This is a genomic window from Pseudoxanthomonas sp. 134C1 (genome assembly GCF_057773065.1).
Window position 1 is genome coordinate 77802 of record NZ_JBYMTH010000010.1, and the last position, 21880, is coordinate 99681.

Annotated in this window: 18 protein-coding genes; 3 read left to right on the top strand and 15 right to left on the bottom strand. The window is 60.2% G+C overall.

Annotated elements, in window-relative coordinates:
- Positions 1-161: 161 nt before the first annotated feature.
- Positions 162-4523, bottom strand: a complete 4362-nt coding sequence (locus tag AC3DEZ_RS16640) for a P-loop domain-containing protein (protein ID WP_488389216.1) — start codon at positions 4521-4523, stop codon at positions 162-164.
- 187 nt (positions 4524-4710) lie between these two features.
- A complete protein-coding gene (locus AC3DEZ_RS16645) occupies positions 4711-5766 on the bottom strand; it encodes a site-specific integrase (RefSeq protein WP_488389217.1) in 1056 nt (351 codons plus the stop codon).
- Positions 5767-5900: 134 nt separating this feature from the next.
- On the opposite strand from AC3DEZ_RS16645, the gene AC3DEZ_RS16650 reads away from it, so the two are divergent.
- Positions 5901-6911 carry a DNA-binding protein gene (locus tag AC3DEZ_RS16650; protein ID WP_488389218.1) on the top strand — a complete coding sequence of 337 codons (1011 nt, stop codon included), beginning with the start codon at positions 5901-5903 and terminating at the stop codon, positions 6909-6911.
- Between the two features lie 197 nt (positions 6912-7108).
- On the top strand, positions 7109-7360 hold the full coding sequence (locus tag AC3DEZ_RS16655) for a DUF3653 domain-containing protein (RefSeq protein WP_488389219.1): 252 nt from the start codon (positions 7109-7111) through the stop codon (positions 7358-7360).
- 629 nt (positions 7361-7989) lie between these two features.
- Here AC3DEZ_RS16655 and AC3DEZ_RS16660 read toward each other — a convergent pair.
- The 11 genes from AC3DEZ_RS16660 to AC3DEZ_RS16710 all read right to left on the bottom strand — a co-directional run bounded on the left by AC3DEZ_RS16660 (position 7990) and on the right by AC3DEZ_RS16710 (position 13403).
- Positions 7990-9288, bottom strand: coding sequence for a zonular occludens toxin domain-containing protein (locus tag AC3DEZ_RS16660; RefSeq protein WP_488389220.1), 1299 nt, complete (start codon positions 9286-9288; stop codon positions 7990-7992).
- The gene (locus tag AC3DEZ_RS16665; protein WP_488389221.1) at positions 9289-9597 is read right to left on the bottom strand and encodes a phage coat protein; all 309 of its coding nucleotides are present in this window, start codon (positions 9595-9597) and stop codon (positions 9289-9291) included.
- 1 nt (position 9598) lies between these two features.
- Positions 9599-10801 (bottom strand): hypothetical protein, encoded by a 1203-nt coding sequence (locus AC3DEZ_RS16670; protein WP_488389222.1) that lies wholly within the window; start codon positions 10799-10801, stop codon positions 9599-9601.
- A 91-nt stretch (positions 10802-10892) separates the two neighbouring features.
- Positions 10893-11087, bottom strand: coding sequence for a hypothetical protein (locus tag AC3DEZ_RS16675; protein WP_488389223.1), 195 nt, complete (start codon positions 11085-11087; stop codon positions 10893-10895).
- 52 nt (positions 11088-11139) lie between these two features.
- Entirely contained in the window at positions 11140-11277 is a 138-nt protein-coding gene (locus AC3DEZ_RS16680; protein ID WP_488389224.1) for a capsid protein, read from the bottom strand.
- Positions 11278-11314: 37 nt separating this feature from the next.
- On the bottom strand, positions 11315-11563 hold the full coding sequence (locus AC3DEZ_RS16685) for a hypothetical protein (RefSeq protein WP_488389225.1): 249 nt from the start codon (positions 11561-11563) through the stop codon (positions 11315-11317).
- Positions 11564-11860 (bottom strand): single-stranded DNA-binding protein, encoded by a 297-nt coding sequence (locus AC3DEZ_RS16690; RefSeq protein WP_488389226.1) that lies wholly within the window; start codon positions 11858-11860, stop codon positions 11564-11566.
- Positions 11848-12900, bottom strand: a complete 1053-nt coding sequence (locus tag AC3DEZ_RS16695) for a replication initiation factor domain-containing protein (protein WP_488389227.1) — start codon at positions 12898-12900, stop codon at positions 11848-11850. Before AC3DEZ_RS16695 ends, AC3DEZ_RS16690 begins: the two co-directional genes overlap by 13 nt.
- Entirely contained in the window at positions 12897-13019 is a 123-nt protein-coding gene (locus tag AC3DEZ_RS16700; protein WP_488389228.1) for a hypothetical protein, read from the bottom strand. Before AC3DEZ_RS16700 ends, AC3DEZ_RS16695 begins: the two co-directional genes overlap by 4 nt.
- A complete protein-coding gene (locus tag AC3DEZ_RS16705; RefSeq protein WP_488389229.1) occupies positions 13016-13201 on the bottom strand; it encodes a hypothetical protein in 186 nt (61 codons plus the stop codon). Before AC3DEZ_RS16705 ends, AC3DEZ_RS16700 begins: the two co-directional genes overlap by 4 nt.
- Positions 13194-13403: a hypothetical protein gene (locus tag AC3DEZ_RS16710; RefSeq protein WP_488389230.1), complete on the bottom strand. Its 210-nt coding sequence runs from the start codon at positions 13401-13403 to the stop codon at positions 13194-13196. The genes AC3DEZ_RS16705 and AC3DEZ_RS16710 overlap by 8 nt, the downstream gene beginning before the upstream one ends.
- 152 nt (positions 13404-13555) lie before the next feature.
- Between AC3DEZ_RS16710 and AC3DEZ_RS16715 the strand changes: the two genes are divergently transcribed.
- Positions 13556-13948, top strand: a complete 393-nt coding sequence (locus AC3DEZ_RS16715; RefSeq protein ID WP_488389231.1) for a DUF3693 domain-containing protein — start codon at positions 13556-13558, stop codon at positions 13946-13948.
- A gap of 163 nt (positions 13949-14111) precedes the next feature.
- Here the strand turns inward: AC3DEZ_RS16715 and AC3DEZ_RS16720 are convergent, their stop codons facing one another.
- The gene (locus tag AC3DEZ_RS16720; RefSeq protein ID WP_488389232.1) at positions 14112-14600 is read right to left on the bottom strand and encodes a hypothetical protein; all 489 of its coding nucleotides are present in this window, start codon (positions 14598-14600) and stop codon (positions 14112-14114) included.
- Positions 14597-21880, bottom strand: coding sequence for an FG-GAP-like repeat-containing protein (locus AC3DEZ_RS16725; protein WP_488389233.1), 7284 nt, complete (start codon positions 21878-21880; stop codon positions 14597-14599). The genes AC3DEZ_RS16720 and AC3DEZ_RS16725 overlap by 4 nt, the downstream gene beginning before the upstream one ends.

A 21880-nucleotide genomic window follows, 5' to 3' on the forward strand; every position in this document is an offset into this window, starting at 1 on the left:
AAGGCAGCGCGTTCCTATCCAGCTTGCCATAGCATCGACGAAGACTTCACTCGTGGGCTCGGAAAGGGCTGAGGCGAGCGATTGGATAGCTACCAGCTTGGCCATCGGTATCGGGAGCCCAAGGCGTGCAAATGCCAAATCGGCGATACGTCTTGTCTCAATCATGGATGATCCCGAAGCCAACCAGGTTGCCCGAGCGGCTGCATCTCGAACTCCTCAGTAGCTATGTCCAATAACACCTGCAAGATCGAAACAGCACGTGACACCTCGCCAACATGCAGCAGCAGCGTGATCAATCCGGTGTCCGGTACGGTCCGCCCACGTTCCGATTGCCCCTCAATAGGCATTGTGGACATGTCGACGAACTCGGCCCAGCGCTTGGGGTAGTCCTTTGCCGCCAACTTGATCCGATGGTCTGCCTCTGAGTGGCCGTGAAAGAGTCCGGACCATCCTTGTCGATGGCGATGGGCCGCAACGAGCCACCGGAATGCTTTGGCAGGACCTTGAATCTTGCGGCTCAGAACATAAGCCAGATCGAGAAGCCGCGTTCGGCGCCAGCCAAGTTTACCTTGCCCGAGAAGCGAGTCGATCGCATTTAGCAGTTCAGCACCCCCGCCCTGTACTTCCCAATGGCGGAACCATTCGGCTACCCACTTTGACTCAAATTTGCTCTCGCCGGACGCTTCCACAGCAGCAAGGAAATCGTCGAGCATGTTGGGAGGATAGCTTGCAACACTCGGCAGTTTCGAACGATCTGGCGAGGCGCCTTCTTGATCATCCTGGCCGTCTGATTCCTGGGGACGAACTGGTTGGATTCCATTGATCCACGGCTCCAACAACATGTCCGCATCATCATGTTTACGGGCGCGGATGGCGGCCCGTGCTTCCTCGCTTCCGAGGAACGCGAAAGCGGGGCCTACTTCAGGTCGCGCGACATCACCCAACTCCAGATACTTAGCGAAGGTTCTTTCTGCTTCGTACCACTCGCCAGTGTCTAACAGAAAGCTGTAAAAGCGCACGTATGTATCAGGCATTAGCTTCAAGAGCATCGGAGCTAAGTCCGATGCTCTTGCGCCAGATTTCTCCGTCATGTTGCTTATGTGAGTATAAATCGGTGCTAACACCCTGATTGCTTCCATTGCGGCTGCCGTGTCGTGCTCGGCAACCTCTTCTACACTCCCAAGAATTGTGGGAAGTTGCCAGTCCTTCCGCCAACCATAGCCAATGGCGCAACGATAGGCTTTTGAAAGCAATCGCTCGGCCAGATCATGGAGTTGGTATGCGCTGGCCCATGTGCATAGCCCTGCAAGCTCCGTGGCCAGCTCATTGAATGGCTGAATAACCGCAAGACTCGTCCGTTCGCGTTCTTCGATGTCCATACGTGCAGCATCTGTATCCAAAATGCGGAAGCCACGTTCAAAGAACAGATCCCGCCAATGTTCCAGTGCGAAGAAGGGCGATCCCTTGCATTTTGACCATTCGCAGGCAGAGACGCACTCGATGTGAGAGAGGGGACGGGAGAGGAAGTAGAGGTCGGCTGTAATCATTGCCAGCGCTCTTCGCATGGCACGGTAGTCGAACCATCCATCATGCTCGTAGGCCTTCGGGGCTTCTATGCCAAGACGTCGATAGGCAATGGAGAACGCCGGGATCTCTCCTCTTGAGAGATAGGAACCACAGGCATGCGCGATATCTGCCAGTCCATCCAAGGCGGAGTTCATCCATGCCCGATTCGATCGGACGCCCAGGCCAGCGGGATCCTTAGCCCCTCTAATGAGTAGCGTCCGAGCGAGTGCGTCGAAGAACAGGTGATGGATATAGAGCGAGAATCCTTCTTCATCTGCTGTGTTGTAGGAGGTAGCCAGTGCCTCGTGAGCAGTCAAGTAGGGCCGTCGAGGTGGCAGGCTAGTCCCTTGGTACAAGAGATGCCAGCAAATCGAGAGAGAACTTTTCCTGAGGCGGCTGAACTCCGCCCGCGCATGCAATTGAACGTTCGCCCAAGATGCAGTCCTTATGGTCTCAAGTTCTAGTGAGCGGCGAAGCTGTGCGGGCATGGGCACGCTACTGAAAGAAGTTAGTGCGTCAAGGTCTTCTCCTTGGCTTGCCCCGTTAAGAAATCGCGCAAAAACCTGCGTTGCACGATGATGCTTTAGCGACAGCTTGACGATTCGAGCGGGATCGTAGCGATGAGTCCCCGCCGCGACCTCCAGAAATTGCTCAATAGCTTTTTGGTATTGGTCCGACTTCAAGACACCAGACTCAATCTGGTCATTGATCTTAAGACGAAGACGCTCTTGAACTCCCGATGCGCGATCAGTCTGACCAAGCGATAGGTAGAGGACCGCAAGTCGATGCAGTCCATCAATACTTGATTGGTTCAACTCGGAAGCAAGAAGCAGTGATGGATATGGATCCTTCGCAACGCGTAGCGCACAGCGCTCCAACTCATCCACATCATCCAGTTGGAAGCTAAGTCCATTGTGTAGACGTGTCTTAAGTGCGCGCTTGCGAATCGCCTGCTCGTAATCTCCAGCGGCAAACGCTACTTCCTCAGCCACTTCGAGAATGTGAATCAACTGCCACGAAGGGTAGGCCTTAGTTAGCGCCTCAATAGCCCACGATCTGGAGGTATTGGACAGCAGTGCCTCATGTCCTCCTTGTCGAGACTCGTACACCCAAAGCCAAGCCCAGCGCAGATACGGCGGAGCGTAGGTCTCAAGCCAACGCTTAACTTTAGGTAGCAGGGTACGGACCCGTTCATCCCGACTCGGTTGGCTGGAAATAAAGACATACAGCGAACCGTGAAAGGCTACGAGTCCCGCATCGACTGTGGCCAAAAGATGTCCGATCTCGGACTCGATACTTGAATCCGATCCAAGGCATTGTTCAAGAGCGCCAACTGGCCAGATAAAGTCCTCGACCGCCATTAGGTACAAGGCATCTTTCGCTTTTGGAGAAATCCGCTGCCATAGCGAAGAGTAATAGGCGCGGGAATCCGATACAGGTACTGACGCGTGCCCGTCAACCAGACTTGCGGTGAGTATCCGGTTCTGGCGAATTAGCGCCAAGAACGTGTAAGTAAGAACTAGCGGATGGCCGTCGCTGCAGCGTTCGAAAGAGACTGCTAGCTTTGCAAGCTGTTTCTCTATGGAAGGTCCGGGTTTAGTCCGGAATGTTCCCGCATCATGCTGAGTTGCAATCCACGCGTGGATCGATGGCAACCGCATCCGCGGAAGCTCAATCCAGTGCTCCGGCAGTAGGTGGGCATTTAGTCGCGCAGGAAGTTGCTTATCGTCTACCCTCTGGGTGCCAACGATAAGCGTTGTATTCGTTGGAAGCGGTAGCAATTGATCGAATAGCGACTTCAGCGGCGAAATTTCTTCGTCGTTTTCCCTCCAGACATGATCTAGTCCATCAATGACGACGATGAACCTTTTTCCTTCAGTCTCATAGGCTTTACCGCATATAGCAAACCAGTGCCGGAGATCTTCAGGATTGTCGCCGAGATGATCCAGGCCATCGACCCCAAGAGAGCGCATCTGGGCCATCAGCGAGTCTGAGACTCGGCTTGGGTTGAATCGGTCCGACGAATCCTGTAGATCCAAGAAATAGTGATGGCGGATGACTGGCGATTCCCGTTCCTTGAGACACTTACATCCATAGCTTAAGAAAGTACTTTTCCCTTGGCCAGGCGACCCCCAAAGCACTCGGAGGTCCCAAGTACCTTGCTCGGCCTCATTGACGAAGCTATCCGCAAAGTCAACATCGGGGGGACGGTACCCATCTGGAACCCGGAATTCTTGATCTAAAGGGCGCGGCCGGCGCTGCGAGATGGTGCTTCGCAAGAGATCGAGTGTTATTCGACCATCAGGGGCCGGACAGTTCTTACGAATACTCCAATCCACCGCGGCCCGATACAGGGCTAACCATCCCGAGTGATCGGTGTGACGCTCTTCTAGTGCGGCAACGATGGTCCGCTCCAGTGATTCGAGCCCAAGAAAACTGTGCTCGAACACAAAGCGGTCGAAGAACTCTTTTGCCCTCCGAGGGTCGCCCAGGTGGGACTCGATTTTCGCCCGCGTCGGTGCCGGCAATGCGTCCAACTGAAGCTTGCCCCCTAGAAGCCATGCAGACAACTCGGCATCAGGCCGCCGATTGGTGATCAACCTAACATCAGCAATTTTGCTGAGGTCCTGGGAGAATGTGGCAAAAGACCACTTCTCAAGAAGCGACTTGCCCTTCTTTCCGGTGCGATTTGTCAGCCACTCCAACGAGAGAGCATTAGCCTCGTCGAATGGGTTGACAGTGAACTTCACCTGCTTAAGTTCCAGACGTCCATCCCTGCGCTGCAAGATGACGTCATCCAGCCCCTGGGCAGACTTCATTTCATCTGCCTCGAACTTCACCCATTCGAAAAGGTTTGGATCATCAAGCCAGTCGCAGAGCACTTGGATGCCCGCGAGGGTCTGATAGAAATAACCGCTCGCAGGAATTGCGCTTCGCTTGATCGTGCTGACACTCATACTTCCCCTTTCGCAGCAGATATCACGTTATAGCTAGATGCTTGATGCGGTCTGTCACCTGATGCCAAGATGCGCGCACCAGTCAGTATGCGAAATGATGCTTCTGCCAAGGAGGAAACATCCGGTTTGACTATATCGGAGGCCATCTGCTCGTCTGCAGACGGTTCTTTCCAAGAACCGAGATGGATCAGTCTTCCAAAAGTCGAGCAGCTGGGTTGCCGATAGCCCCACCGGCCTGGAAGTACCCCACGACGCTCGATACCGCCCGGTGCTCTGTCAATTGCATGATCGCTGGCAAGGGCACCCCTTGACGGCCAGCTTCGGTCACGAACCCCGACCGCAGGCTGTGCCCGCCAAAATCCCCCTCCAGCTCGGCCAGGCGAGCCCGACGCTGCACGATTTCACCCACCGCGGCCGGGGAGAGGGCAGGGCCGATACGGTTCTTCCAGAGTCGGCGGAAAATCGCCCCCTCGGCGAGGCCGGCGGCCTCCAACCAGTCTTCTAGCGCCAGAGCGGCCCGATCCAGTACCGGCTTGTCCGGCGTGGAAGAGGCGGTGACGCCGGCCTGCTGGGTCTTGCTGTACTCCAGCCGGTAGATGTAGCCCTGGTCGCCAACCCGGCGCAGATCGCGCAGGTCGGCGGCAGCGATCTCACTGCGCCGGCGCCCACCGCTAGCGAATCCAAAGCAGAGCAGGGCGCGGTCCCGGATTCCTTCCAAGCTGTCGTCGCAGGTCGCCAGCATCGCCTCGAGCTCGGCCAAAGTGATTGCGGTCTTCTTGCGCGGCCGCTCGCCGCGTTTTACCGAAGCGCGAGCCGCACGGCTGAGCACGGTGCGGATCGCTGGCTGCTCGCAGGGATTCGGCTGCTGCTTGAGTCGGTGCGCGGTGGACAGCACCGCCACCCGATGCCGGACGGTGGACAAAGTCCAAGGACCCGGCTTGGCCTTCAGGCCAGCGTCCACCAAGGCCTGGTCAACTGCCGACGGCAGTTCCCACGCCAGCTCGCCGTCGGCGTTGCGCCGGACCACATGGTCAACCACGAACTGCAGCACGGCGGCCTCGGGCACCGGCAGCGTCATTTCGATCCCGTAGCGCGCCACATGCCAGCCGGCCCAATAGCGCAGCGCGCTGGTGTAGCTGCGGGTGGTGTTGGCGGCGGCCGCTTCGGCGAGCAGTTCGCGCACCGCGTCGGCGGCCTGTTGGGCCAGCTGAGCGGGCAGGGTCAGGCTGGCCGCCGGTTGCATTAGGGCATGAATCCCAGGAATATCTTTCATAGTATGTATGTTTTACTACGATAAATGGTCAATAGCCACGATAATCATCACTTATCGCTAGTAGGTATTCAACAGAGTAGGGCGCCCGCGTAGGAGGCATTTCCATGGCTCGAGGCATCACCGAAACCGACGTCCACGCGGCAGCCGACGAGCTCGTCGCCGCGGGCGAACGGCCGACGGTCGAACGCATCCGCGCGCATTTGCGCACCGGTTCGCCGAACACGGTGACCCGTTGGCTGGAGACGTGGTGGCAGCGGCTAGGGCAGCGGCTTGAGACCCATGCCGTGCGTGTAAATGTGCCGCACGCGCCGGAGGCGGTCAGCCTATTGGCCAGTCAGTGGTGGGCAACGGCACTCGCGAGCGCGCGCGCCGTCGCGGATCTGGCTTTGGCGGAGGACATGGCTTCCCTGGAGGCTGGCAAACAGGAGCTGGTCCGAGCGCGCGACGCATTGAATCTGGAAAATGAAGCCACCAGACAGCGACTGGCATCGGCACTTCATGCCGAACAGTTGGCTCAGACCCAAGCCGAGGAGCTACAGCGATTGGTCAGTCAGCTGCAGGGCCAATTGTCCGAAACTGCTCAGTTGCGACACGCGGCGGTCCTCCAAGCCACTCAGGCCCAAGAGGCTACGCGCCTGCTCCAGGAACAGTTCCAGGAGCAACAAGCTACGCACAGTCGTGAGCGCGAACAGTCCAATCAGCACATCCGGGCAGTGGAAGACCGCGCGCACCAAGAGGTCGACAGTTGCCGGCAAGAACTCAAAGAACTCAAGGCTCGCCTGGCGGCTTTGAATAAAGAACACGCAAGTCGCGAGAAAACGCTCGTTGCCGATCTCCAGCGCGTTAACCGGGATCTGGCCGCCGCGCTCAGCCAGGCCAGTAGTCAGCGGGCCCGGGCTGACGTCCTGGAATCGCAGCTGACGACGTTGCGGGATTTGCCGGCGGCCGTCCGCGCCATCCTGCGGCGGGAAGCTCCTCAGCGAACGACCGTCGTGGACCAACTTCCTGTTGGACAACAATCGGGAGAAAGGACAGCAACGAGGAAGAATGCGCGAGGTTCTTGGTCTAATGAAATCAAGGACAAGCGCGAATTAGGCAAAAAGGGCAGCAATTAGGAACACTGACACAAAGGTAGTAGTTGCACACTCGCGCCAACCGACGCACCCAACATTTCGCATAATGAATATTATGTAAAGACGCGGATGGGTCAGTCGTTCCGGGTCTGGCGCTACTACTGGTCCCTGCTGAAATTGCTCCTAGACCGCCTCTTGCATGGCGATAGCTCCCCCGCGGAGAGCAGGAGCTTGGAAGCATGCAAATAGACCTTGATGGTGAATGGTACGGGTGGAAACAGCGTGGCCGGTATCTGGTCTCACCTGAGGGCGACCGGATGACCTTGGAGCGCATGAAAGGCCTTTCATGGCGCTTGCACATGGAGGAACGCCTGTCCGCCGCCCGCAACCGTAACGCATCACAAAAAGCGGTTCGGCAGCAGATGGTGAAAGTCGTCGTAGTGGAACTGGCCGACTGGCACAGCCAACGCTTCGGAACGCGTGCCGGGTAACGGCGTCACCGTAGGGGCGCTGCCCCTACACCCCAAATTGCCCGGAATAATTACACCTGTAGTCAAGCCCAAACCCTCGCTCAAGGAGAGCGCGTTTGAGTTGTCGTATTGGCTCGCGCTGGGCGTAGGCATTGTGCTCTCAAATCCGTTCGGACGACCTCTCAATGTGCCGCAGGTAACTCCCTACGGCTGTTTTTGGCTTGTTAGGATCCGACTGGGAAACGCATCACAGGAGGTCGCATGGACCGCACTGAACCAACGCTAGGCAATCTGGACGCTCATGTAGGGCGAACACACCACTATCCGGCACCGCAGATCATTGTCTACGGTCCCTCCGTGTGGAAGATCGCCCTAGGTGTTGCGCTAGGGATGCTCATGTTCGCTGTCATTTCATGGCTGGTTGCCATGCTCTTAGGCAGCGCGTTGCTCTACGGACTCAGTAGCTCGCTGAGTCGTCAGACCAGCGCCCCGCGGCGACCGCATGTCACATACCCCGAGCCTGTACACGAGCAGTCCAAGGACACTTATCGACCGCTGGCCAGTGATGAACGATGCATCAATCATCAGCGGTTCCAGCGGGTGGATAGCGGCTGGATGCAGATAGGTAACGACTGCTAGACCAGAGCCAGCTATTGCGCACGGTTCTCGGTCGCAAGCCCGCTGCCATAACCTACCACCGCAGACCCATATAGGGTGTGCGCCCGCTCCCCGCCGCCCTCACTCGCGCTGCTCGCAAGGTCGGCGGTGCCGGGCGTCATCCCCGCCTTGCTGGTGTTGTAGAGCTTGGCCTCGGCATCGCGTACCTGGACCACGCGGGGCCACGGTGTGGCAATGATGGTGTGATCGCCGGCCACGAGCTCGAAACCGAATGCCTTGCCGGTGACGACCATCCCCAGCTCTCTTAGCTGGGTCAGGTCCAGTGACTCGACGGTGTTCCCGGACCCGTCTACCCATTCGATGACCGCCAGTTCGCGATCATTGATGCTGGCCCGGGCGGCCAGCCGAACCCTGCCCTTGTCCGTCAGCGAGGCCACGTAGCGCTGGCCGGGGCTCAGACCCTTGTAAGGGTCGACGACCTCTACCTCTGGACTCCCCTGCCCTGTGGGCAGCCCTTCCGTGGCTACATGGTTTCCTTGCAGGTCGTAGACCTCGGTAGGCGTTTCGGCTTTGGCGGATTCGCCCTCCTTGACCAGCCCCATGTTGCCGGAGAAGAACAGGAAGAACACCACGATGCCGGCGATGCCGACCACGCCGAAGATGATGCCCTTGACGGCCAGCGCACCCCAGACATTGGTCCCGCCTTCCTTGTATACCTCGGTGTTGTCCGCTCCAGGGGCGTATCCGTCGTACAACGGGAAGATGGCTTTGTCGTAGGTCTTGGTCGCATTGCCGATCTTCTCGAACTTCCCCGCGGCTACCGTCTGGTAGTACGTGACCAGGTACTTGCCCTCCATGCCCACGGCGGAGAGCTTCTGGAAGCTGTTCTTCTTCTCGATGCGGGCCTTGATGGCGCTGTGCACCCGATTCAGCCATTGCGTCAGGATGACGCCGTCGCCGCCGTTCTGGCCTAGCAGCGCGAAGAAGTTCTCTACCTCGGGCGGCAGCGGCTTGCGTTCCTGAACATAGAACTCGTGCACCTCGTCAATGACGATGAGCGCATCCTTGAATTGCTCCGGGATCTTCCACTGCCCGGACTCATCGTCCCGATAGCACTGGAAGGTCTTGACCACGTCCTTCGTGTCCACGGAATGAAGCAGTTCGCGCACCTGCTCTGGCGGCACCTTCAGGTAATCGGCAATGGCATCATGCTTCAGTCCATTGAGGCGAGCGTAAACCCGACGCCCACGCTTGAGCGCCGGAAGGATATGGTGCTTGACCGCGTCATAGCTCTTGCCAGCCCGTGGGACGCCTTCGTTGAAAACGAGCATTTACCAGATTCCGATGGTCAGGATTCGGCGCAGAACGTAGAACACCATTGCGCCACTGATGAGGGCCGCAGCCTCTCCCACTTTGAAGATGGTGATGGCCCAAGCCACCGTGGGGCCAGCGCTGCCCAGCAAGGATCCCAGCGTGTGCTGGGTCAGGAATTCGGGGGATGGGATGTTGTTAATCATCCACAGCACCAGCGTCAGTTGATGTTCCAGCCAGAACAGGAACAGGTCCTGCATGAACTTGAAGAACGCATCCCATACCGCGATGAGCTGCTCGCGCAGCCAGTTAGTAATTGCTTCAATCATTTCAAGTCACCGCTATCCGCACCGCGACATAAGCGGCGATTGCCAAAACAATCCATCCCATCGTCTGTAGCAACTGGAGCCATGTGCCACTGCAATGCGCGTCGAAGGTCATGGCATCCCAGAAGGACGAGGCCGGGACCGTGAACACCGGACAGCTGCCACCGGCGCTGCTGATGCCCATGAAATTGGTGATGCCCTTCATTACCTGGGCGTTGCTGGCCTTGCTGTAGAAGTTTCCCATCAGACCCGCCACGGTCTTGTCTGTGCCTTTGTAGAGCTCCCCTACCCCAGCTCCGGGTTTGTCCCCCTTGCCGTCACCTTCGTCCTTGCCGCCACTCTCACTACCACTTCCGCCTTCACCGTTGCCGTTGCCGTTGCTGCCACCATTGCTACCTCCATTCCCGCTACCAGTCCCGTTGCTGTTCCAGTTGTTGACGTTGTAGTTGTTGGTGGTGCCACCGCCACCTGCGGAAATGCTGCCGCTCCCGCTGTTCTGCCACTCACCACCATCGGTTGGCGGCTTGGGCGGGGGGCTAATGTCTGTTCCCTCTGGGGCCTTCGTGGCCGCCTCGTTCCCGGAGACCTTCGTACCGGTTTCGGTCGATTGCCAACAGAATTTCTTTCCGGTGGATGCCACGGCGCAATGCTTTCCGTCCTTCGTAACGCACTGCGTTAGCGTCCCGGTTTTCTGGCACTGATCATCAGTAACCGGCGTGTCGTCCTTGGTCGCATCGTAGATGCACGTGTCGCCGGTCGGCTTGGCATTGGAAGCCTGATAGTAGACCTTGGTTCCCAGCACCATTCGTGATGTGATGGTTCCCCGATCGTAGCGACACCCGCCGCTGCACGAGGTCTGTGCGCCAGACTGAAAGAACCCGCCCGAGGTGGACGGGCGACTGGAGCAGGTGTTCTTGCGCGGGTATCTGTAAGCGCTGCTGTTGTGGCCGCTCCCGTTGACGCCGCACCAGTACTCGGCCACCCCCTTTTCATAGAGAGTGCATCGATAGAGCAGCTCCGAACCACCGGGGTCTACGAACTTGCACGCGTCAGTGATAACTATTCCCCGGTCTGGATCGCTGGCTTGGCGCTTGCGATTCACCGCCAAGTCCGCCTGACATGCCGCAAAGGCAGCGCCTTGGTCGGCGAACACCGGATCACCAGCCCAAGCGGATGCATTCCACGACGTGGGGACCAGCAGCGCCAAGACGACCCACAAGGCCCACCTCATGCGTCCAGCCCCTTGACCGCCGCCATGCCGCACAGTGCGCCCAGGAAGCCGCAGAACAGACACAGAATCATCCTCGGCTCCTCATCCGTGCCAAGCGGTAACGGGCCATGGCGCGACGCTCGTTGTCGCCATTGAAGAAACCCGCGACTTGGCGAGTCGCCCAGGTGACGAAATCAAGCGTTGCATAGAGAACGCCTGCCAGCAGTACCGCCACGACCGCATGGTCAACGGTAAGACCCGAAAGAATCTGACTGAAATCCATTGCCACTTCTCCCCTCAAAAAAAGGGGGCGACGCGCCGCCCCCCCTTGTTGCTTAGCGGCCGAAGAAACCCGCGACCTTCTTGGTGGCCCAGCCCGCGAAGCCGAGCGTGGCGAGGATGGCGCCCGCCGCGATGACGGCAGTGACGGCGGTGGCGGCGCTCAGGCCATTGAGGATTCCGGAGAAGTCCATGTTGCGTACCTCTTTTCGTTGTTGATGGAACGGTCGGCTAGTGCTTGAACATCGCTACGACGCTGCCGACCATGCGCGCCGCGACGAACCAGACCATGACCGCGCCACAGCTGCCGACGAACCACTCGGCGGCCTGCTGGGACGTGGGCATGGCAAAGGCTTGGTGAACGAGCGCGTAGAACGAATGCTCGGCACCGGAAACCAGCACGTAGCCCGTGCAGGCTTCGACCGGCTGGCCGGTCGGCACCAGCGTGCCGTCCGCACGCAGGGCTACGCAGATGGCCATTCAGGCGGCCTTGGGCAGCGTCACGCCGCACTCTTTCAGCCAGGTGGCCAGCGGCTTGAGCTTGGGACGACGACTCAAACCGATATCGCCGTACTGGCCGAGGGCGTAGCTGTCGCCATCGAACAGATAATCGCCCACCGAATGCACGGAGCCATCACCGAGGCCGATGTTGAAGGTGGTTTCGTACCCACCACCGAGCAGGATGCACGCCCGCTGCTCACGGAAGATTTGCGCTTGACCTTTGATGGTGACGTGGCGCTCGATGACGCGTTCATCCTTTACCCTCACGATTGACATAGCTCAGCCCTCAGCTGTTGGACAATTTCGGATGCCTTTCCTTTTCCGCTGAAGCGCGTGGGCATCCCATCACGCGCAACCCGTTCTTTGATGTAGTCGCTGAACTCATCGCCCAGCACTTCCAGCAGCAGTCCCAGCGCCTTGCCACCCTGCCGCCGCAACCAGCGCTCCAGCGCCGTTGCAGACGCCTCTACGGCGCGTTTGGTGTATTCGATGACCGCTGCGGCCCCGGCGCGGACGCGCACCAGCAGCAGTTCCATGTAGCCGTAGGAGCCGCGCAGGTATTTCATCGGGTCGGTGAGGATGTCGGTGGGCACTTCGCAGTGCTTGCCATACAGACGCGCCTCGTAGCGCACCCATGGCGACTCAGCGACGCCGAACTGCTTGCCTTTCTCGTATACGCACAGCTGCTTGTGCCCCTTGCCGCCGACGTACAGCGTGCAACCGGAGCCGCCGCCGTGGTCGTCAAGAAACCGTGTCTTGGGTGGCGTGCCACCGTTGGCGAACAACTTGCACCCACCCTGTTCGGTCAGCGTTTCGCGCGCCTTGGCTTCCAACTCGCGCACCGTGCCCAGGTCACCGTCATAGTCATCCCATGCCACGTCACAGCGGCTGATGCGGCCGCCGCAGGCTTCCACCTGCATCCGCACCCTTCGCCAGTCATCTTTCGTGCGGATGAACTTGCATGCGGCACCGGAGAGGCTGACGCACACGGTGTCGCCGTTGCCTTCGCAGCCTATGCGACCGACCAACTGTCCGTCCGCGTCGATGATGGGCGCACTGGCTCGGTAGAATTGCCAGCGCTTGGCATGCAGCTCCCCTGCCCTCACGTCAGAAGGACGCAGGCCGAAGATGCCGGGAAGCAGGAGCGAAATGCGGGTGAAGCCTCGCTCCGCGAGCCGGCCCTGTGAAAAAACCACGGTCAAAAAGTCCACCAGCGCGTCCCGTTCAATGACCGGGGCGGACTTTTGGCCCGTGTTACTCCTCGGGCCAATCTGGCTTCCCACCGCTCCGACCGGGGAAAAGGTCGCTGCGCTCACGGCGTGGCTCCAATGGCGACGATGCGAGCCGCGATTGCGGCATCCCAGCGAGCGACCTCACGCATGGCGCCCCACCTCAACGCGACCTTGCGCGCGGCGTACAGCTGCCACAGCTTCATTCATCACCCCTGCGCGAGAAGGCGGCCTCGACGAACGCCTGTGTCCAGTAGTCGCCCAGGCGGACCTCCTCACCGTCCACGATGATGATTCGGTCGGCGATGTCGAAGGCGGTGATGACCGGCGTATTGACCGGCGTGAGCATGCGCGGCGGGCGCGGCTTGGGGGCGCGGTCTTCACGCATGGTCACGCTCCCCGTCGAACGGATGATGACGACCGCGCCGAGCAATCTCGGCCTCAGCCAGCGCCAGTTGCTCCCGGAACGCCGCTTCGTCGCGGCGGCGGAGGCAGTCCAGATACCAGCGAGCGACGCGAATCGCGCCGAAGCACAGGCCACACATCACCAGCAACATGACAACGCCGAACAACCCGTCAGAAAGCTCCATGTCTCTACCCCCTGCCCTAGCGCCCTAGAGACCCCTGCCCCGGCCTAGGGCGGTCCGGGGAGGGGTGACCGAGCGAGCTCGGCCGTGTTGTCAGCCTGACAACACAGCGCAATGTATTCTGGGTGTGAACATCAAGTCAACAGGGTGACAACATGCAGTCCATCGACCAACTGCTAGATGCCGCGAAACAAGCTCAGGGGCTGGAGACGGATATGGCCTTAGCGAAGGCTCTCGGGGTTGGCCGGGCGGCAGTGAGCGCATGGCGGCACGGTTCCCGCCTGCCTGACCCGGTTGTGTGCGCCACTCTCGCAGGATTGACCGGCGAACCGCTGGCAAAGGTGCTCGGAATCGTGGGCGAGGCTCGCGCGATCAGCCGAGAAGAAAAGGCCGTCTGGAGGAAGCTCGCAGCGACCGCGATGACGGCCCTATGCGCAATTGGCTTCGCGCTGCCGGTGGTCGGAAAGGCCCATCAAACCGACGTTTCGCCCTCCTCGCCCGATAGCGAAATCGGCACACTGCATATTCTGGAGCATCGCGACGCTTAGTCCGGTTCGCTTCCTGCGCGGCGTCCTGGCCTCCTGAAGTACGGCCCGACCTGGAGTGGGGTCCTCCGGCAGGGTGTTCTGAGCAGAGACGAGCCAATGTCCACTTTGGACTGGAACGGTGGCTGCCTACCCTACTCCCGACAAACATCCCCAATCGACGATTTCATTTTCCCTGGGCGAATACCTTGACCTTTTTCTCCAGTGCCTCACGATTTCCCCGCCGCCCTACCCAGTCAAAGTACACGTAGGATCCCCTTGTCTTCTCATCTTTCAGTGCCTCCGGAGGGAGGAACTTCGAGAAGTCGGAACCTGTTCTGTCCATCACAACGAAGAATGCCGCATCCCCGACCACGAAATTGCTTGCCCGTGCCGGAATTCCGCGCGGATCCGGCATCGGACGAACGTCATCCACGCAGTCCGCAATGGCTGAAAGTGAATAATTCTTTCCAGTCATGAGCTGATCGTAAGCTGCATCCATCCCGCGCTGTCCCGGCCTGAATGGAATGAGCCTGATTTGCTTGACGAGGTCGCAGACAGCCACCTCACGCCCGACATGACCTGCCTTCGCCTGCGGTTCCGATGCATGACAACCTGAGATCAGGCCGCCAACCAACAGGAGCGGAGTTGCGGAACACCTGATGAATCTATTCATGGACGATTGCTCCGCGGTTCGTATCGGATGGGCCTCTGACCGTCGTCTGGTCTCATGTACACCGGCTTTGCCGGTGTCCACGGCGCAAAGCCGGTGCCCACGGGCTTGAAAGCCGGATCATTGCTGAAGTGCAAGGAACTCTGGAAACCATACGCCGGCCTGTCCATATACCATGCCAGATGATCCGCGATATTCGGGTAGCCTGGATATCCGGCATTGCAGGAGTAGAGGTACACGGCGGCACCGGCCACCAGTCTTCCCGCCCGCAGTTCGCGCGCATTGTTGAAGTCCACATTGGTGCGATCCCCGGGATTCTCGCCCGGATGCAGTGCATTGTAGGAGGAGTGGCCATAGTAATAGACAGCACCGACAGGTGATCCGGTGTTGAGCGCGGCCAGGATGTCGTCGATCGAGGAGACCCTGACGATCTCGACCTCGCCGCCCGCGGCGCGGATCCGTTCCGCTGCCGTGTTGGCGGCATCAATGAAGGCGGTGCCGACATTCCGATTGCCCAGTCCGGCGTCGCCCACGAGAATCAAGGCCCGGTTGCTCGCGTTGCGCATCGCGATGCGCTGCCCCATCTGATTCAGTGCGAACTGCATTGCGCTGGTCACCGCGCCATTGGAGAACTTGCCGCCGGTTATCTCCGATATCGTTCCACCCGCTATGGCAGCCAGCGCCACGTCGGCCGACAGATGACCGGTATCGATGTTGGACATGGTGAGCTTCGACAAGCCCGCGCTCACGAAGCCTTGCCCGAAGTTTCCGCCTTGCAGGGTCTCCACGATGCCGCCTGTAACCGCATGCATCCCCATCCGGGCGGTATCGGTGGCGCGGATGGCGTTGGCATACTGACCCACGCCATAGAACGCGACTGCCGAGAATGCTCCTATCAATCCTCCTTTCAATGTCCCTGTCATGATGGCGCCTGATGCGAATCCACCCAGCGCGACCACGCCGTAGGCCGCCAGCGATCCGGCGGTGATGCTGGCGCCGAAGAAGCTCCAATATCCCGCCGCGGCCCCGCCGGTATAGACGGTGATGACAATCGCTATGACGATGCGCAGGAATCGGCCGAGATTGAACAAGCCGGATGGATCGGTGAACGTCAGCGGATTGTTGAAGGCATAGGCGTACGCATTCCAGCTCTGGGAGTTCTCGGGAGCCTGGACTACCGGGTCAGGCTGCAGGAAACGGCCAAGCCTGGAATCATAGATGCGTCCGTTCATGTGGATGACATCGGTGCCGTCGACCAGCTCGTGACCGGTGAACCCCCGCGACGTGTTGGTTGACGGCGTGCCCGCGCCGTTGGGATCGCCGTATGCGCGCCGTTCGCCAAATGCCGTGAAGTCCAGACCTTCCGCCAGGGTGCCGTTGGGGTTCGCCAAGCGTACGAGACTTCCCAGATGGTCATGGAAAAGGTACTTGGTGGACTGCACCACCCCGTTGACGACGACCTGCAGCGCCACGCCGGCGACATATCGCCGGATCGTCTCGGCCGTCCCTTGCAGAATGACCTCCACCCCACCGACATAGAGGGTGACCTTGCCGGCTTCCTCTTTCTTGTAGCGCTGGCCGTCGGGCCCATACCAGAAACTGACCCGCTGCCCGTTCCCCATCTGTATTTCATGGGCCATGCCATCGGCGGTGTAACGGATGACCCGGTCCGTCGCCGTGCCGGGGGCGTCACGCTGTGTCTGGTTTCCGCGATCGTCGTAGTAGTAGAAAGAAGCCGCGGTACCGTTCCCGGTCTGGCTGACCGCATGCGGGCTTCCCGTGATGGCGCCCAGTAGCGTCACGGCGCCACCAGGCGATGTACCCGCGGTTTCGGACGTCGGCGTACCCTGTTCCGATTGATCCGTTGAGGCCTGCCACTGGTTCCGGGGTCCCAGATAGTCGGTCAGCGGGCGGATCGTGGCCCCGGCTCCCGTCAGTCCCTGCGTTCCCGGGCAGCCGTCGGCACCTGGATAGCCGTAACCCACCGAATTCTTGCTGCACAGGTTGCCGAGCACATCGTAGGTGTTGGCCAGGGTCACCTGGTTGACGTTGACCCCATTGACCATCGACAACCGCGCCTCGGTCATGCGATTGAGATTGTCGTATGTGAATGTCTCGAGATAGCGCGATTCTTTCTGGTGAGTACTCAGGTTGCCGGCCAGATCCCAGGCGTAGGCTTCCTTGACGAGTCCGCAACTGCTGGTCCCGGCGCAGATCTCCGCGATGCGGCCGTTCTGGCCGTGATACAGCCGACGGATCTCCATCGCGGCGCTGTCACCGCGCTTTTCCAGGGTCGTGTTTCCCCACGCATCCGTCGCCAAGGTTCGCTGGAAGGTCGCGGAGCCCGCAGGACAGCTGGGATCGGTGTCCCCGAACGTGCTGTCGCAGATTGCGACAACGCCGCGTGGCCCATACTGCGTCTTCTGGTAAAGCCCTGACGCATCATGGGTCTGCCAGGGACGACTCAGGATGTCGTATGCGGTTCCGGTGCCGTAGGTCCGGCCGTCAACGGTCGTGGTTGTGCTGACAGAGCGACCCAGGTTGTCGAAATGGAATTCTCGGCTCAGCTGCAATCCCATCCCGGTCTGGCCGGTCCATGCGCCGTATGTACCGCTGATGGTTTCGCGAACAAGTTGGCCCGAGGCGCCCATGCCATCATCGAACTCGAAGGTGGACTGCGACTCCATGTTTCCATTGGGAAGTTTTGCCGTCTTCCGCCAGACGCGGCCTCGAGCATCGAATTCCTGGTCAATTCGATATCCGCCATTGTCGATCTGCGCAATCTGCTCGCCCAACGCGTTGTACTGGAATGTGGAGGTGCCGGTGTCGGGGTCGACCTGCTGTGTTTTCCTTCCCAGAACATCATGCGTGAACGAATTGACGATCGCCCCGGCGCCCGCGTCCCTCGATACGCTTCGAATCTGGCCCGCGGCGTTGTAGGCGTAAGTCGTCTGCAGGCCGCTGGCATCGGTGACCGACACGAGTTCACCCCTGCCATTGCGAAGCTGTGTCGTGCTGTTGTTCCGCTGGTCGCGAACGGTCGTCGTCAATCCGGCATAGCTCGACAGCAGTTGGCCGCCATCGGGCATGACCACGGCGGTGGCTCGACCAAGAATGTCGTAGGAAGTCACGGTCCAGAGCCGCTCCGGCGCCGAACATGCCGTTCCCACATCGGTGGGCCCATCGGTGCCGCCTGTGCCTGTCAGGAAGAACGGGTTGGACACACGCTGGGGGCGACCGGCGGCGTCGTACGCCGTGCAGATCGCGGATACGTCCTGGCCACTGACGCCAACATTGAAGCTCTCGGTGGCGACCATCATGGGACGCCCCAGCGCGTCGAAGTAGCTCCATTTCCGGGGCGCCGCCGAGGCGACTTCCTGGAGCCGGTAGCGGGCTCCGGCCGGACACGGAACGCTGCCCGCACCGGAACACCAACGATACGTCATCCGTGTGGTGATGCCGCCGTTGGGGAGTTCCAGGAACTGCGTCGTCTGGGTAAAGGTGTAGTACTCCCTTCCCATCATGCCTTTGACGGCGATCGTTCTCACGCCATTGACGTCAGCCGCCGAAACCGGGTCGCCGAATATGTTCCGGTCCAGGATGTAGGCGGTACGCCGCTCCTCTCCCCCACCGGGTGTCCAGAATGGTTCGTACGTCGCCACGGGGAATCGACCCTGGGCGTCGTACTCCACGCGTGTGTACCGGCGAACGCTGTCTGGCGAGGACGGGTGGAACTGCAGGCCTGCCGCCGTGCAGTTCGTAGTGGGTGCCGCGCAGACGGTTTCCTGGACTCGATTTCCAAAGCTGTCCAGCGTGTAGATCTTGGAGGAAGCAAGATTGGCAGCACCGCCAGGCTGAGTGTGCTCGGCCGTGAGCAGGCCGGTCTTGGCCGCTCCCATGTCATAGCCGAACCCCGCCGTTCTCACGACGTCCGATTGACCGGGGCGCCGGTGGGTCACCGTACTGGCCGTGAGACGCCCCAGGCGCCATCGAGCCACATCATCGGAATAGGTATTGCTGGTGATCTGCGTCGACGTCAGAGTGCTGCCACCGGTGTAGGTATCGACCACGGATTGGGAGACGTTGCCTCGACTGCCATAGCTGAACGCGGTCGTTATCTTGCTGGTCACCGCCGCCGCGTAGGGATCACGTACCGATTCCTCGGTTCCCTGGGTCCGGACGTGCAAGGGGGCCTGGGAGGCCAGCGTCGCTGGCGCCACTTCCCACGACTGGATGTTGTTGGAGAACCAACTGCCGCCCACAGCAGGGAATGGGGTCCCCGGCGCGGTAAAGCAGCTGTTGCTGACGATGGAGTTGAGACAGGTAGGTACGAGGTACGCCTGATTCAGTATGGCCGCCTTCGACGTCTGCAGGGGGAATCCCGAAAACGGGAAGTTCTGGGCATATGTGGTGGTGCTTGCGACATAGCCACCGGGCTGGTTGACGTCGAACACCGTGATTTCACGGAACCCCAGATAGCCACGGCCACCGGCCTGCATCCTGGCTCCCGCGTATCGGTAGTGCAGACTGGCCTTGGCAGCCGCGTTCGCATGCTGTGGCGAAGTACTGTCAACGCGCGTCACCAGATAGGTGGGCGTCAAGACATCCTGCACCGGAGAGCCTCGCCCCCAGTTCGTCCCGTTGAGGGACCCCGTGTCGCGTCGATAGACGTCGCCAAACGTCATGGGCGCATAGCTGATGTCCGTTTCATTTCCCAGGCCATTGACAACCTTGGTGATCACGTCACGGGGTGAGAAGCGCTGGTTCGATCGGGATATATACAGTTCCGCCAGGCCAGCGCCCATGCCCATGGACAGGAAGTCCTGATTGCCGTCGCCGTCGAGGTCCGCAAAGAAGGAGATGCGCTGTGCCTGGTTGCACCCTGTGCCCTCGCATATCCGGGCATTTCCTCCGGGCAGTGCGGTGCCGGCCGCGAAAGTCCCGTCCGGCAACGCCTTGCGGACGGCGTATCCCTTGTAGCTGCCGTAGTCCACCAGATACAGCATGTCGACCCGGCCATCACCGGTCACATCAACGAACCGGACTTCATTCTTGAACGACGTCGCCAGCACACCACTGGGTACCCACTGGAAATGCTTGCCACTGTTGTGGAGCATCGTCCACTCGCTGTTGGCGAAGTTCCGATAGAACACGTCAGTCAGGCCGTCGCCATTGACGTCGCCGAACTCGAGGCCTGCCGGACTCATCGTGCCGATGCTGGAGTAGTACTTGAGCCCGACGACCGTCGGCGCCAGCGCATCGACCACCCAGGCGACGCTGCTCTTCTCGTTCCGGCGCTCGATGCACGGATCCGCCATCGGCGCGACCACCACGTCCATGGGAAGCTCGGCGTAGCCACGCGATGGCGTCCCGGAGCGCACCATGCGCCTTTGCTGGCAGTCGGGATTGGTGGAGTCCCATATCTCCAGTTCCCAGTTGACACTTCCCACGATGTCCGACGCGGCATCACCGTTGAAATCAATCATCTGCATGTAGTCGGCGGCAGAGTGATTGGGAAATGCGGTGCCCAACGTGCACGTCACGTCGGGACTGTCGCAATCCACCGGCCGGGGAATCGAAGCTGTATCAATCTGCAGCGAGCGTTCACCGCCCCAGGCAAAACCTCCCGCCTTGCGCTCCATCACACGAATCTTGGTGCTGTAGATGATGTCCACCAGGCCGTCGCCATTGACATCGGCCATCGTGGTGGGCCAATCGGAGGGAATGGCCGGCGAGTGCCCCGCAATGAGGTCCTGCGCGGTATTGAAGCCGGTTCCCGTGGAGGGATACAGGCTCCAGGGCGTCCCGTTGGCTTTCGCGACGAACAGATCGTCGCGGCCATCTCCGTTGAAGTCGAAGACGTGCCAGCCACCCTTGCCGCGACTGGTGATGTTCGCGGGCAGGCACAGTGTCTGGCTGGCGCTGTAGGTGGGTCGGCTGCTTGAATCAAAGGTGGCCAGCAGCACGGTCAGGTAGTTGGTCGAGCACGCGCCGTTTCCACTGCGCAGGTAGATAAGATCCAGCCGGCCATCGCCGTTCACGTCGGCGAGCTTGTGGCCCAGATAGGTGTTGGTATCCACCGTCAGGGATGCGGGTTTCTCGCTGGATGCAAACGCGTGCATGCCCGGGGCCCAGACAAAGGACGTGGGTGCCGTGCAGACTGCTGCCGTGTTGTCGCGGCACTCCTGGATGCCGATAAGCGTGTCCTGCCCGCTGCCCGATGGACTGGTGCCGTAGGTAAGGAGGATATGGCGTGCCTGGTCGACAGCGGCGCAGGTCCCCGTCGTTGCACACGCGGTAATGCTCTCCAATCGTTGTGATCCCCGCACGGTGCCGTTGGAAACGTAGCCGAGGGATTGTGCCGTCGCCGGGCGCGTACTGTAGTTGAATTGAAGTTTGGCGTAAGGCGGAAGCGTTACCGATTGACCGCTCAGTGCGATTTTTCCGGTGTAGCGGATTTCCTTGATGACATGCTCGCCACTGTTGGCCGCAACCGGATTCTTGGTATAGACGTAGTCGATGTACCCGCCTGAGGAATCCTGGAACCTTGTCTGCGCCCAGAAAAGTGCCGCGCCCTGCACCCCGTAGGCATTGGATTCCATGTACCCGTCAGGGCGATTCGCACTGCTGTAGGAGTCTCTATCGCCGTACCAGCTGATGGAGCCGTCACGCCCCTCGACCGTAAGGAATGCGGGCCCCACCGCAGCGTTCGCCGTGTAGGCGCAGATTCTCCTGAACGAGTCGATTTCCGTCGCCAGGGCCGCGATGGTCATCCCCGCCGCCGCGGTGCAAGTCTCGGAGCTCGGGACCAGGCGTTGCCCATCCAGGCAAAGGCGGTCGGAAGCGGTGAAGTTGATGGGGCGAGGTGATCCGTCGGGCGTACTCGCACCGATGAAATCCCCGGTTTCCCGCGCGGCGCGACAGCGTGTGATGTAGGACAATCCGCCGATCGACCAGCCTTTTCCAAGCGCTCCGTAGCTTCCCTGGCTGGAGTAGTTCAAGCTGATCTTCGGCGCGACGCCCGCCGTGCCAGGGACGGTATAGATCTGAACCGTATAGGTCGCCGCACCGGATTCGTCGACACGGAATTCGGCTGATGTCGCGGCGACCGCATCGGAAACGGGATCCGGAGAAGCCAGCACGAGCGGCGGCGATGAACCACCGGTCACCTGCGCGATGACATTCGCGATATGAAGCCCCAGGGGCACCGATAACGCGGTTCCGACCAGAAAGAACAGGAAAGCGGCAAGGCGCGTGGGCCGCGCGGCAGGATCATTAGGCAC